Raw genomic sequence first — 13,067 nt, forward strand, 5'->3', positions numbered from 1 at the left:
CAACCGAAAATATATATTACGAGATCAAACTGTGGATGATCTGACGTCCCTGACGGTGACCGAGGCGGCGACGCGGCGGCTGCGCCAGGACATCATCGCCGGGGACCTTGCCCCGGCGACCAGGCTGCGCCTGCGCGACCTGGTCGAACGCTATGGCTTCGGCACCACCCCGCTGCGGGAGGCGCTCTCGCGCCTGGTCGCCGAAGGGCTGGTGCATGTCGAAGGGCAGAAGGGCTTCTCGGTGCCGCCGGTGACGCGCGAGCACCTGCTGGACATCACGGGCACGCGCCAGGTCGTGGAAGTCGAGGCCTTCTCGCTCGCGATGCAGGCCGGCGGCGCGGCCTGGGAGGACGAGATCGTCGCCAGCCTGTCGCTGCTGCGACGGGAGGTGGAACGGCGCGAGCCCGGCTCGATGGCCTGGCACGACGCGTATGAGCTGAAGCACCATCGCTTCCACCAGGCGCTGATCAGCGCCTGCCCGCTGGCGGCGCTGCGTGACGTCTGCGAGGAGCTCTACGACCAGACCACGCGCTACCGCCGGGTGATGAAGACCGCGCTTGCGGACTGGACGCGCGCCGTCGCGGTGCACCAGGAGCTGGCGGATGCCGCCCTGGCGCGCGACGTGGCGGCCGGCCGGGCGGCGCTGCATGCGCATATCGGCAGCACCGCCCGCATCGTGGCGCCCGCCCTGTTCGGGCCCGATGGGGATGCCTCCAACTAGTTCGAAGATATTGCAGTTTTCGAATATCCATGGTGTCCTCGCCCGGCGACGTACGCCCGAGGGAGAGCAGTGCCATGGATACGCCGATCACCTTCTCCTCCGATGGCCTGTCGCTCGCCGGCGACCTGCACATCCCCGACGGCCACCGGCCCGGCGAGAAGCTGCCGGCCTTCATCGTCCTGCACGGTTTCATCGGCTCGAAGGACAAGAGCCACGCCGAGATCATGGCCCGGCTGCTGGAGAGCTTCGGCTACGCCGTGCTGCGCTTCGACTTCCGCGGCTGCGGCAAGAGCGAGGGGCGGCGCGGCTACGTGCTGTGCCACGACCAGGTGGCGGATGCGAAGAACGCGCTGAACTGGCTCAGCCAGCGGCCGGAGATCGACCCGCAGCGCATCGCGGTGATCGGCCACAGCTTCGGCGCCGCCGTCGCCTGCTATGCGGGCGCGATGGACCAGCGCTTCGCCGCCGTCGTCTCCTCCTGCGGCTGGGGCCATGGGGAGCGCAAGTTCCAGGGCCAGCACCCGGGCGACGCATGGCCGAAATTCATGGCGATGCTGGAAGCCAACCGCCTGCACAAGGAGAAGACCGGCACGGCGCTGACCGTGCCGCGCTTCGATGTCGTGCCGATGCAGGAACACCTGCGCAAGAACCTGTCGCCCAACGCGCTGATGGAGGTCTCGGCCGACACCGCGCAATCGATGTTCGACTTCAAGGCGGAAGAGGTCGTGCACTGGATCAGCCCGCGCCCCGTGCTGTTCATCCATGGCGCCGACGACACCGTGACGCCGACCGAGCAGTCCATCCGCCTGTGGGAGAAGGCCGGCCAGCCGAAGGACCTGGTGCTGATCACCGGCACGGACCACTTTCCCCTCGCCGCCGGCAACCAGCGCACCGCGGGCATCCTGAAGGGCTGGCTCGACGTGCATTTCCCGGCCAGGGCGTCGTGAGCGCGAAGCCGCGCATCGCCGCGGCGGCGCTGCAGGATCTCGCCCGCGAGATCCTGGCGGCCGCGGGAACGCCGCGCGACGATGCGGCGCTGTGGGCGGAGACGCTGGTCTGGGCGAATCTCCGCGGCGTGGACAGCCACGGCGTGCTGCGCATCCCGCGCTACCTCGAGTGGATCGCCGGCGGGGAGATCAATCCGCGGCCGGCAATGACGCTGCTGAAGGCGGCCGGCGCGATCGCGCTGCTGGACGCCGACCGCGCGCCGGGGCCGGTGGCGATGGCGCGCGCGATGGATGAGGCGATCGCGGCAGCGAAGCGCGTGCATGTCGGCTGGTGCGTCGCGCGCGGCATCACCCATGCAGGGGCGGTCGGCCATTTCGCCCTGCGCGCCGCGGCCCAGGGCATGGCGGGGCTGGTGATGACCGCCTCCGTGCCGCTGATGGCCTGGCCGGGCAGCCGCGGCGCGGTGGTCTCCACCAATCCGGTCGCCATCGCGATCCCGGCGGGCAAGCACCCGCCGCTGCTGCTGGACATGGCCACCGCGACCGTCGCACTCGGCAAGATCATGAGCGCGAAACAGGCCGGCGCGCCGATCCCGCCCGACTGGGGCATCGACGCGGCAGGCAACCCGACCACGGATGCGTCGGCGGTGCAGACGCTGACGCCGATGGCCGGCGCGAAGGGCGCGGGGCTGTCGCTGATGATCGAGTGCCTCGCCAGCCTGGCAGCCGGGAATCCCGTGCTGGCGCCGGCGCTGCGCGGCCGCAAGGGCACCAACATGAACGGCGTGGCGATCGCCGTGGACGTCGCGGCCTTCGGCGACGCCGCGGCCTTCGCGGCCGATGTGGACGAGTTGTCCTCGGTCATCGCCGCGCAGCCGAGGGCGCCTGGCGTGGACGCCCTGATGGTGCCCGGCGAACGCGGCGACGCCGAGCGCGCACGGCGCGCGCGCGACGGCATCCCGCTGCCGCCAGGCGTGTGGAAGCAACTGACGGATGCGGCGGAGCGCCTCGGCGTGGCGGTGCCGCCGCTGTCGTGACGGTCGTCGCCTTCTCCGCGTCCGCTACCCGTTCATGCGGATGCCCTGGCGCTGGATCAGCTCGCGCCAACGGGCGATTTCCCGGGCGACGAGCGGGCGCATGTCGCCAGGGCGGCCCGCATCCACCTCGCCGTCCAGCAATTCGTCCAGCCGGCGGCGTATGGTCGGCTCGGCGATCACCTTGGCGATCACTTCGTGCAGGCGCAGCGCGACGGGTTCCGGCAGGCCGCGCGGGCCGGCGATGCCGGCCCAGGTCGGCGCCTCGAAGCCGGGCACCGCGGCCTCGGCCACGGTCGGCACCTCCGGCAGCAGCCGTGACCGCGTGGCGGAGCTGACGGCGAGTGCGCGCACCGCCCCGCTGCGGATGTGCGGCAGCACGCCGACGCTGGTGGTGACCATCGCCGTCACCTCGCCGGCCAGCAGCGCGGTGGTGCCGGCGGCGTCGCCGCGATACGGCACGTGCTGCATCTGCACGCCGGCGGTGGCGTTCAGCATCTCGCCGACCAGGTGGTGGGTGGAGCCGACGCCGGCCGAGCCGAAGGTCACGCGGCCCGGCTGCGCACGTGCCTGGTCGAGCAGCGCCTTCAGGTCGCGCGCGGGATTGTCGGCACGCACCACCACCACGAAGGCATAGCGCACGACCAGCGCGACGAAGTCGAAGTCGTTCAGCGGATCGAAGGTGAGCCCCTGCGCGAAGGCGGCGCTGACCGCATGGCCGCCGGTGAGCAGGCCGAGCGTGTAGCCATCCGCCGGCGCGCGCGCGAGCTGCGCGGAGGCGATGTTGCCTCCGGCGCCGGGCCGCGGCTCCACCACCACGGGCTGGCCGAGCGCATCGCCCATCGGCTGCGCCAGCAGGCGGGCGAGGATGTCCGCCGTGCCGCCGGGACCGAAGCCGTGCAGCAGGCGGATCGGACGCTCCGGCCAGGCGCCGAGCGCCGGGGTGGCGAGCAGCGGTGCGGCGAGCAGGCCGAGCGTGGCGCGGCGGGTGATCATGGTGTGTCGTTCCTCCCACTCGTTGCTTCATACCAACGGCCGCTTTCAGCGACCCGTTGGTCGGTCGTCTTGAGCCTCAATCGCCGGCGCGCCCTCTGGGCGCTTGGCTGCGCGGCACAAGCCGCGGCGCCCGTTCGGGCGCTCGGCCGTCTGACACCGGCCGCCGGTCAGACATTGAGGCCCTTGGAATCAGACACTCGCGGCGTCCCGGAATTCTGGCGGCGCCTGCGGTCCCCATTGGCTGCGCAGCCCTTGGCTTTTCGGCACCACGCGCGCCGGCATCGCCGCGTTCAGGACATCGGTGTCGGTCCAGTGCTCGTGCACGCGGCCCCAGGGATCCTTCCAGTAGTCGAAGATCTGGCTGCCCAGCAGATGGCGCCCGATGCCCCAGAGGTGATGATGGCCGCGCTGCTTCATCCAGTCATGGCCGGCATGCAGGTCGTCGATGTCCTGCACCTCGTAGGAGATGTGGTTCAGCCCGGCCCGGCTGTGCCGGCCGAACATCATGATGTGGTGGTCCACATAGTCCTCGCCGCGGTCGGCGCGGTTGAAGCTGGCCAGCAGCGTGTCCGGGTCGTCCTCGGCATGGACATGCTCCGACACGACGAAGCCGAGATGGCGGTGCGCCCAGGCGACCGAGCCCTCGATGTCGGGCGTGGAAAGCACGGCGTGGCCCATGCGCTTCGCCTGGCAGGGGCGCGGGTCGATGCGCTGGAACTCGCCGAGCCGCTCGCGCGCGGCGCCGGTGTTCATCACGCTGTGGCGCTCGGGCAGCTTCGCGACCTCCGCGATGCCGTGCACGACCTCGATGGTGAAGCCGTTGTGTTCCTTCAGGCGCACCACCTTGCCGCCGCCGGGCTCGTTCAGCTCCATCACGCCGGAGGCACCGGCGGCGTGCGCCGCGAGGCGATGGAGGTCGCTCTCGCTGTCGGCGTAGAAGCCGATGCCCAGCACGCGGTCCGGCCCGCGCTGGGTGATGTGCAGATGATGCGCCTCGCCGGTGCCGCGCATGTAGAGGGCGTCGTCGGTGCGCACCTGGCGCAGCAGGCCGAAATCCGTGAGGAATCTCTCCGCCTCGTCGAGGTCCGGCGAGCCGAGGCGCACCCAGGCGACGTCGCGCACCTTGATGATCGGTCCGGTCATGCCGTTGGGCTCCTCGGCTGGCGCGCGCGCCCCCGTTCGGTGGCGGCGGGCATGAATTGCGGGGCATGGCGCAGCACGGTCTCGGTGGTCTCGCGCAGATGCGCGGCGAGCAGGTCGCCCGCCAGCTCCGCCTTGCGTGCCAGCGCCGCGTCCTTGATCGCCTCATGCTCGGCCCGCTTGGAGGGGCCGAGTTGGCGATGGCGCTGCGAGACGAGTCGGTAGCGCTCCATGTGGTCGTAGAGCTGCGCGCGCAGCCGCAGCAGCCAGCGCGACGGGCAGGCTGCCACCAGCGCGCGGTGGAAGTCGCGATGCGCCACGAGCCATTCGCTGCTGCGCGCCTTGCGTTCGTCCCGCGACAGCCGCTCGATCTTGGCGAGGCGGTGGAAGGCCAGGACGAGGCCGGCTTCCCAGGCGTCGTCGCCGCTGCGGACCGACTCCACGATGCTGCGCTGCTCGAACTCGACATGCAGCGCGGAGACGTCGCGCAGGTCCTCGGCCGAAATCACCGCCACCCTGAAGCCGCGATTGGCGTCGAGTTCGACCAGCCCTTCGGGCAGCAGGTGCGACAGCGCCTCCCGCAACGTGCCGATGCCGGCGCCGTAGAGGCGCTGCAGCTCGGCGAAGCGCAGCCTGGCGCCGGGCGCGAAGGCGCCGTCGAGGATGTCGCCCTTGAGGCGCGTCAGCACGTCCTGACTGACCAGCACGGCATCCGGCTCGGCATGCGGGGTGGCGCGCGGCGGCACGGCAGCTCCTGTCCGTCGGTGCGACGTTAGGGCAGCATGTTCGATCAAGCAAGCATCTTCGAAAATCTGCGCGTGTGCGTCCGGTGCGGAAGATCCTGGCCAGCGGCTTGATTTCCATGATCCGCTCGGCGGGTAAGCAGCCTCTTGCGGGCCGATCGCGTGGTTTCCGGCACGGGGCTCGGCGCGCCGCGCCGGCGGACATCGCCGCACTGGCTGCCGGGAAGCAGGGGCTTCACCATAGGCCGCGCGAAGAGCCGCAAGTTAGGCCAGACTATCCTTAGCGGAGACGCCATCCCTGATGATCATGGCGATCTGCGCGCCCTGGTCCTGCAGCACACGCAGGTCCGCAAGGGGATCGCCCTCCACCACCAGCAGGTCCGCCAGGTACCCCTCGGCAACCCGCCCGAGTTGCCCCTGCATGCGCACCACCTCGGCGCCATGGATGGTTGCCTGGCGCAGCACCTCGGCCACCGGAAGCGCCTCGGCGCGGATCAGCAGCTCCTCGGCCTGGTACTGCTTGGGTGCGCGGAACAGGTCGGTCCCGAGTGCCATCCGTACCCCCGCGCGTTGCGCGATCTCAAGAGAACGGGCGCCGGTCGCGAGCACCTCCCTCGCCTTCTCGAGGTGGAAGGCCGAGATGCCGACCTCGGCCGCGTGCTGCACGACGCGGCGATAGACCACCAGCGTCGGCACCAGGATCGCTCCGCGCGTGGCCATCAGCGCGGCGGCGGCCTCGTCGAGGAAATTGCCATGCTCGATCGTGCGCACGCCGCTGCCGACCGCGCGCGCGATGGCGGTGGGCGTATAGGCGTGGGCCGCCACGTATTTGCCAGCCCGCGCCGCCTCGTCGACCGCCGCCGCGATCTCATCCAGCGCGTACTGGTCGTAGTCGACGGGGTCGGCCGGGCTCGAGACGCCGCCGGAGGCCATGATCTTGATCTGGTCCACGCCGCGGCGGATCTCCTCGCGCGCGGCGCGGCGCACGCCATCCACGCCATCGGCCACGACCATCATGTTGGCCTCGGCGCGCAGCGCGCAGGCGGGGCACGCATCGGCGGGGTTGCGCATGTCGCCATGTCCGCCGGTCTGGCTCAGCGGGCGGCCCGAGACGAACATCCTCGGCCCGGCGAACAGCCCTTCCTCCACCGCGCGTCGCAGGCCGGCATCGGCGCCGCCCATGTCGCGAATGGTGGTGAAGCCGCGCATCAGGGTCTCGTGCAGCAGCCGTGCCGCGCGGGCGGCCACCAGGGAGGGAAACAGCGTCGGATAGGGTACCATGCCATCGGCGCAGACATGCACGTGGCAGTCGATCAGCCCGGGCATGACGGTGCGCCCGCCAAGCTCCACCACGCGTGCATCGCCGGCAGCAAGCCCTGGCCCGACGGCGGCGATGCGCCTGCCGTCCAGCAACACGTCGGCGCGCCGCAGCGCGCCGGCATCCACATCCAGCACGGCTCCGCCGCGCAGCAGGGTCCGCATCGCGCGCGCCTCAACCGGCGCGGATGTTCGCCTCGCGGATCAGGCGCTCGAACTTCGTGTACTCGCGCGCCAGCATCGCCTGCACCTCTGCAGCCGGTGGCAGGCTCGGCGCGGGGATGGTGCCGACCGAGCGCAGCTTCTGCTGCACCGCCGGCGTCGAGAGCACCTTCACATAGGCGGCGTGGATGCGCGCCAGCACAGGCGCGGGCAGGCCGCGGGGCGCCATGGCGATGTACCAGGAATCGAGGTTTGCTGCGGCCAGGCCCATCTCGCTCAGCGTCGGCAGGTCCGGGAAATCGGGTGAGCGGGTGGTGCCGATCGCGGCCAGCGCCCGCATCCGGCCATCGGCGATGTGCTGCTTGACCAGCCCGGTGCTCAGCACGGCCACGTCGAGCCGCCCGGCCAGCAGGTCCAGGATGCCCGGCGGCAGGCCGCGGTAATCCACCGCCGTGACCTGGAAGCCCATGGCCTGCTGCATCAGTTCCATGGAGATATGGGTGAAGGTGCCGTTGCCCGCGCGCAGGTAGTTCAGCTGGCCCGGCCGCGCACGCGCCTGGGCGGCGAAGTCCTCCATGCTGCGTGCCGGGTTGTCGCCGCGCACCACCACCACCGAGACGCTGTGCGAGACGAGCGACAGGCACTGGACGGCCTCAACGGGATGGAAGCCCGAGGGCGTCAGCATGGGCCCGACCAGATTGCCGAGAGCCGCCATCATCCAGGTGTGCCCATCCGGCGGCGCCTGCACGAGCTGCTGCGAGCCGATGACGCCGCCCGCCCCGGTGCGCACGTCGATCACCACGGGCTGGCCGAGTTCGGCGGCGAGTTCCTCGGTATGGGTGCGCATCACCAGGTCGACGATGCCGCCCGCCGGATACGGGTTGATGAAGCGGATCGGTCGGCTCGGGAAGGCCTGGGCCAGCGCCGGGCGCGCGAGCGGCAGCAGCGCGCCCGCGGCGAGCAGCGCGCGACGGGTGGAGGCGATCGTCATGGCTGGTGTTCCCTTTCCCGGTCCTCGATGAAGCGCAGCACGGTCGCCAGGCCCCGCTGCATGTGCTCCCGCAATTCGCCGCGCATCGCGTCCAGGTCGTCGCCAAGCGCGTGGCGCATGTAGTCGTCATGCGCGTCCCGCCGCGGCCCGGGCCGGCCATGCGCGCGATGATGCGCCGCCCAGTACAAAGCGAGCCGCCCGCGGATGGCGCCCCAGGCCTGCAGCAGCAGGCCATGCCCGGCGGTCTCGTAGACCACGCCGTGCAGGGCGAGCTCGGCGGCGATGGCGGCCTCGTCGTCGCCGGCGTCGATCGCCGCGCACAAGGTGCCGCGGCGTTGCGCCAGGGCAGCGCGGAACGCCGCGTCGCGGCGGTCCCAGGCGCATTCGAAGGCGAAGATCTCAAGCGTGGTGCGCAGCGTGTACAGCTCCCGCGCCACGGTGGCGTCGAGCGGCGCGACGCTCACCCCGCCCCAGGCGCGCTGCTGCACCAGCAGCCCTTCCTCAAGCAGCTCGCGGATCGCCTCGCGCAGCGGGGCGCGCGAGATGCCAAGCGCGCGCGCGAGCGCCACCTCGACCACCGGCGCGCCGGGCGCGAGCCGCCCGGACAGCACCGCGGCGCGCAGCGCATCGGCGGCACCCTGGCGCAGCGTCACGCGCGCCAGCGGGGCATCGGCGATCGGCGCTGATGCGCTCACCTCGCCGCGCGGTCCTTCAGCGCGCCATAGAGATCCCTCAGGCGCAGCGTGAGCGGTCCCGGCAGCGCCGCCGGCAGCGCGCGCCCATCGACGGCGCTGACCGGCGTGAGACCTCCGAAGGTGCCGGTCACGAAGGCCTCCTCCGCCGCATGGACATCCTTCAGCGCGAAGTTCCCGAGGCGGATCGGGATGCCATTGTCGCGGCACAGCGCGATGACGTTGCCGCGCGTGATACCCTGGAAGCAGTAGTCGCCGGTCGAGGTGCAGACCTCTCCGCCGCGCACGAAGAAGAAGTTGGTGGCGTTGCAGGAGGAGACGAAGCCGTGCGGGTCGAGCATCAGCGCCTCGTCCGCCCCGGCCTTGATCGCCTGGATGAGCGCGGTGATGAGGTTGAGCCGGCTGTGCGAATTCAGCCGCATGTCGAACATGTCGGCCGGCGAGCAGCGGATGGTCGAGGTGAAGAGGCTGAGCCCGCGCGTCTGCAGCGCCGGGTTCGGCTGTTTCCACTCCGCCACGATGACGACCGTCGCAGGGCCGATCGTGTGGCGCGGATCCTGGTTCGGCGTCTTCTTCAGCCCGCGCGTGACCATCAGGCGCAGATGGACGCCGTCCTCCATGTCGTTCGCGGCGAGCGTCTGGTGCAGCGCGGCGACGATCCCGGCCCGCGTCATGCCGATGTCGAGGTCGATGGCGCGCGCCCCCTCGAACAGCCGGTCGAGATGCGCGTCGAGGAAGACGAGACGCCCCTTGTGCAGCCGTACCCCCTCCCAGACGCCGTCGCCGAGCACGAAACCGGCGTCGAACACCGAGACCCGCGCCTCGTCACGCGGGACCAAGGCGCCGTTGACGTAGACGCGCACGCCCGAATTGCGCGGATCGGCGGGGAAATCCTGGCTACCGGCCATGGTAGCCCTCGGAGATAGGCGGCATCACGTCCCTTGAACGACACACGACTGTCGACATTAGGCAGCCAGAACGAGGCTGGTCAATCGCCGTCTCAGGGGGGCACCAGCTCCCGGCACGGAGCTCGATGCGGCTGCACGCCCGCCAACGGCGAACGGGCTCAGGAAAGGCGGACAGCCCGGCACCTGGCGCTGTGGCCTGGCAGCGTGGCCGCCAGCGGCGTCATGAGCTCGTGCTGCGCCGACGGCGCGTGCATCAATCTGTGTCCGATGCAGCGCGCACGAGCCACGCCGGCGGCGCGCCGGCGAACATGCCCGTCGCAGCGGCATCGACGCAGGCTGCAAGACCGGCGAAGCGCACGCGCTGGCCGGTCAGGCCCGGCCCGTAGTGGACATACTTGCCGGAATTGGTAAGCAGGCCGCCGGGGGTGCTCGGGATGACGGGCTCCTCGATCATGCACCAGCAGGTGTCCGTCACCAGGCGGAAGCCGAAGTGTTCGAGGGATCGCGCGATGCCGGCGGCCTTTGCCTGGGCGAGCACGGCACGGCTGGTCGTGATGATGGCCTGCGTTCCGGCGGACTTCGTTCGTCCGTGACAGAGGCCGGCGATCAATCGCATCTCCTCGAGCGACGAATGCGGGTTGCCGATCGCGATACAGCCGACCTGAGACGTATCGGCGCCGTTCAGGTGTTCCCAAGCGGCCAGCAGGTCGGGAGCGCCGATCCGAAGCGGGCCGGCGACGGGCCCTTCATCCAGCGCTGACGACAGATCCGGCGCTTCCGGCGTGATGCCGGCGATGTGGAACATCGGCGCCGCGGAGGTTGTCGCGAAGGCCGCGGCGAAGGCCTTCAGATCGTCCCGCGAGGGCGATGTCTGCTCCAGTCCCGTCAGCACGGGGATGTCGTGCGGCGACAGCTTCCCGGCCAGGTAGCCCAGCAACGGGAACAGTGAGTCGTCCGCATCCGTGGGAGCCGCCGCGTGGATGTGCAGCCGCGCCTTTCGGTGCGCGTCGACGTGGCAGCCACTGAAGGGCGCCCGGCCGGTCAGCGCCAGGCAGAGGTCGAGATAGTCGGGATACTTCCCGGTCCTGGCGCCGAGGACGCTGTTGGCGAAGGCGACCGCGTTCGATTCCGCCCACCCGACATGCTCCCCAACGCCGGGTGCGCCTTCGAGCAGATACGGAGCGCAGGTGAAGCTGGGCTGCGCACCCATCTGAAGATAGGCGTCCGTCTGCCGCTCCACCTCCGCCGCGCGCTCGGGCGGGATGCCGAGAATGCGCCACTGGCTGCGATCGATCGAGATCGCGTTGAGCGTCGTCGGGACCTTCACCTTGGCACCAAGGTCGCGCATGCGCTCGGCGATCGCGACGCTCACCGGGCCTGTGTGGATGCAGCAATCGAGATGGCATCGGGTGACGTCGATGAGCTTGGAGGCGCCTTCCAGCCGGGCCATCGCGAGGACGATGCGCATCGCCAGCTGCCGGGCGGGGCCGTCTGCGCCGTCCAGCATCGCGCGATCACGTTCGGTGAGTTCCAGATCGATGTCGGGCAATGGCGGGAGTTGCCGGCCCGCCGCCGATGCCGATGCGCCGAGGGCGGTGACCTGACCGTCGCTGACTGTTGCGTGCCGCGCTGTTCCCAACAGCTCGAAGGCACCGCGATCGAGACGGACCATCGGCAGGCTGCGGCCGAACAGCGCATCAGCGATGAGCGCCCCCAGGGGCAGGATGGTCTCGTCCTCGCAGAAGACGATGGCGGCGGGGCCCGCTTCACTCATGATCAGTTCGAGAAGGACGGCGCTTCCCGTGCATGACCCGCGGCCACTCGGGATGGCCAGGACCTTCCCGGTGACGCACTGCCCGTAAAGCGGATGCTCCTTGTCGATGACGGTCCCCGTCTGCGCGGACACCCCGCCCCAGAAGCTGAGGCCCAGATCGGCGTGCAGCAGGGGCCCCGCAGCAGTGCCGGGCACCAGCGAGCGTCCGCGGAGAATGGCGTCGTTCATGCGTTCTCCGATCCTGTGGCGGCTGGCCACCCGCGACGTAGGCGGAGGCATTGGCTTCCAAGGGCGATCTGATCGCCTATGCCGACAGCATCGACGAGGCAACCGGCCGCTATCGGGCCCCGGTGTGGGCCGAGGCCGAGAACCTGCCAGCGTCCTGATCGCGCAGTCCCTACGATTCTGATGGTGGTCGTGGGGGATGGCGATGGGCAGGGGCGCGGTAGCGATCGAGCTGACGGCGCCGGAGCGGCGCGAGTTGCAGCCGCTCGCCCGCGCACACCACACCGGCCAGCGGGCGGATCTCCCCGGCGGCCAGCGCGGCGCAGGCGCGCTCGTGGTCGCGCCGGCCATCGCCCCGTGCATCCGCCACGCCCAGGGAGAGCAGGGACAGCATCAGCATCGGCAGCGGGGCTCGGCGCATCCGGGCAGCATCGGGACGCCCGCCTGAACCGTGGCTGAACGGGCAGCTCAGCGCCGGTTCAGGTGGTGTCGAGCAGGATGCGCCCCGTTGCGGAGAGGCCGCAACGCCGAACCCTGGAGATCCGAGATGTCCCGCATCCGTCCTGTCGCCGCCCTCACCCTGGCGCTCGCCGTCGCCGCCCCGCTCGGGGCCGCGCTGGCCTCCTCCGGCGACAACCGCCCCGACCGCCGCACGGCGGAAGCGGTGACGCCCGGCAATGCCCGGTTCGACGCCCCCGCCGCCATCGCGGCCGTGCTCGGCGCCGGCTACACCGCGATCAGCGAGCTCGAGTGGGAGCGTGGCGGCTGGCAGGTGAAGGCCAACGACGCGCAGGGGCGCCGGGTGGAGCTCCGCGTGGATGCCACGACCGGCGCCGTCGCGCCGCGCAGCCGCTAAGCGCGGGAGGACAGTGATGGCGACGACTGTCGAGCTGCGCTCCCCCGGCATGGCGACGCGCGCCATCCACTGGGCAACCGCGCTGCTGGTGCTCTCGGCCTGGGTGGTCGGCAGCACGATGGAGGAGTTCCCACGCGGCGCTGGCCGCGACCTGGCGATGCAGGTGCACTACAGCCTCGGCGTCCTGGTGCTCGGCTTCGCGGCGCTGCGCGTCGCCTGGCGTGCGATGGCGCCACCATCCCCGGCGGAAGGGCCGGCCTGGCAGCGCCTGGCGGCCGTCGCCATGCACATCGCGCTGATTGGCCTCACCATCGGCGTGCCGCTCAGCGGGCTGCTCGACCGCTGGGCGCGGGGCCGGGCGGTCACGGTCTTCGGCGGGGTGCCCCTGCCGGCCCCGTTCCCGGTGCCTGGGGGGCGCATCTGGGGCGAGGCGCATGAGGTGCTGGCCAACTTGATGCTCGCGGCGATCGCGGCACACGTCCTGGCGGCGCTCTGGCACCAGTTCGTCCTGCGGGACCGAGCCATCTCCCGCATGGTGCGGGGCTGAAGGGCAATCCGCGA

The 13,067-nt window shown here is 71.1% G+C and carries 14 protein-coding genes; 5 read left to right on the plus strand and 9 right to left on the minus strand.

Features of this window, described 5'->3' with window-relative positions; all coding sequences use genetic code 11:
- Positions 1 to 31: 31 nt before the first annotated feature.
- From E4T13_RS23325 to E4T13_RS23335, 3 genes are all read left to right on the plus strand, one after another.
- Positions 32 to 721 carry a GntR family transcriptional regulator gene (locus E4T13_RS23325; protein ID WP_137180731.1) on the plus strand — a complete coding sequence of 230 codons (690 nt, stop codon included), beginning with the start codon at positions 32 to 34 and terminating at the stop codon, positions 719 to 721.
- A 74-nt stretch (positions 722 to 795) separates the two neighbouring features.
- The gene (locus E4T13_RS23330) at positions 796 to 1,668 is read left to right on the plus strand and encodes an alpha/beta hydrolase (RefSeq protein ID WP_137180732.1); all 873 of its coding nucleotides are present in this window, start codon (positions 796 to 798) and stop codon (positions 1,666 to 1,668) included.
- Positions 1,665 to 2,705 carry an Ldh family oxidoreductase gene (locus E4T13_RS23335; RefSeq protein ID WP_206030277.1) on the plus strand — a complete coding sequence of 347 codons (1,041 nt, stop codon included), beginning with the start codon at positions 1,665 to 1,667 and terminating at the stop codon, positions 2,703 to 2,705. Before E4T13_RS23330 ends, E4T13_RS23335 begins: the two co-directional genes overlap by 4 nt.
- A gap of 24 nt (positions 2,706 to 2,729) precedes the next feature.
- Here E4T13_RS23335 and E4T13_RS23340 read toward each other — a convergent pair whose 3' ends face one another.
- The 9 genes from E4T13_RS23340 to E4T13_RS30035 form a co-directional block, all read right to left on the minus strand.
- On the minus strand, positions 2,730 to 3,698 hold the full coding sequence (locus tag E4T13_RS23340) for a tripartite tricarboxylate transporter substrate binding protein (protein WP_137180733.1): 969 nt from the start codon (positions 3,696 to 3,698) through the stop codon (positions 2,730 to 2,732).
- 189 nt (positions 3,699 to 3,887) lie between these two features.
- Positions 3,888 to 4,841 (minus strand): VOC family protein, encoded by a 954-nt coding sequence (locus tag E4T13_RS23345; protein WP_137180734.1) that lies wholly within the window; start codon positions 4,839 to 4,841, stop codon positions 3,888 to 3,890.
- Complete coding sequence (locus tag E4T13_RS23350; RefSeq protein WP_170985181.1) at positions 4,838 to 5,584, minus strand: FCD domain-containing protein; 747 nt, start codon at positions 5,582 to 5,584, stop codon at positions 4,838 to 4,840. Before E4T13_RS23350 ends, E4T13_RS23345 begins: the two co-directional genes overlap by 4 nt.
- Positions 5,585 to 5,845: 261 nt before the next feature.
- Entirely contained in the window at positions 5,846 to 7,063 is a 1,218-nt protein-coding gene (locus E4T13_RS23355; protein WP_137180736.1) for an amidohydrolase family protein, read from the minus strand.
- 10 nt (positions 7,064 to 7,073) lie between these two features.
- Positions 7,074 to 8,051 carry a tripartite tricarboxylate transporter substrate binding protein gene (locus tag E4T13_RS23360; protein WP_137180737.1) on the minus strand — a complete coding sequence of 326 codons (978 nt, stop codon included), beginning with the start codon at positions 8,049 to 8,051 and terminating at the stop codon, positions 7,074 to 7,076.
- Positions 8,048 to 8,746 (minus strand): GntR family transcriptional regulator, encoded by a 699-nt coding sequence (locus E4T13_RS23365; protein ID WP_206030278.1) that lies wholly within the window; start codon positions 8,744 to 8,746, stop codon positions 8,048 to 8,050. Before E4T13_RS23365 ends, E4T13_RS23360 begins: the two co-directional genes overlap by 4 nt.
- Positions 8,743 to 9,651, minus strand: coding sequence for an aminotransferase class IV (locus E4T13_RS23370; RefSeq protein WP_137180738.1), 909 nt, complete (start codon positions 9,649 to 9,651; stop codon positions 8,743 to 8,745). Before E4T13_RS23370 ends, E4T13_RS23365 begins: the two co-directional genes overlap by 4 nt.
- 253 nt (positions 9,652 to 9,904) lie before the next feature.
- A complete protein-coding gene (locus E4T13_RS23375; RefSeq protein ID WP_137180739.1) occupies positions 9,905 to 11,653 on the minus strand; it encodes an aconitase X in 1,749 nt (582 codons plus the stop codon).
- A 169-nt stretch (positions 11,654 to 11,822) separates the two neighbouring features.
- Positions 11,823 to 12,071 (minus strand): hypothetical protein, encoded by a 249-nt coding sequence (locus tag E4T13_RS30035; protein ID WP_170985182.1) that lies wholly within the window; start codon positions 12,069 to 12,071, stop codon positions 11,823 to 11,825.
- Between the two features lie 126 nt (positions 12,072 to 12,197).
- Between E4T13_RS30035 and E4T13_RS23385 the strand changes: the two genes are divergently transcribed.
- Positions 12,198 to 12,506: a PepSY domain-containing protein gene (locus E4T13_RS23385; protein WP_137180741.1), complete on the plus strand. Its 309-nt coding sequence runs from the start codon at positions 12,198 to 12,200 to the stop codon at positions 12,504 to 12,506.
- A gap of 16 nt (positions 12,507 to 12,522) precedes the next feature.
- On the plus strand, positions 12,523 to 13,053 hold the full coding sequence (locus tag E4T13_RS23390; RefSeq protein WP_170985183.1) for a cytochrome b: 531 nt from the start codon (positions 12,523 to 12,525) through the stop codon (positions 13,051 to 13,053).
- Positions 13,054 to 13,067 lie beyond the last annotated feature (14 nt).

Source organism: Roseomonas sp. AR75 (genome assembly GCF_005222815.1).
Lineage (GTDB): Bacteria > Pseudomonadota > Alphaproteobacteria > Acetobacterales > Acetobacteraceae > Falsiroseomonas.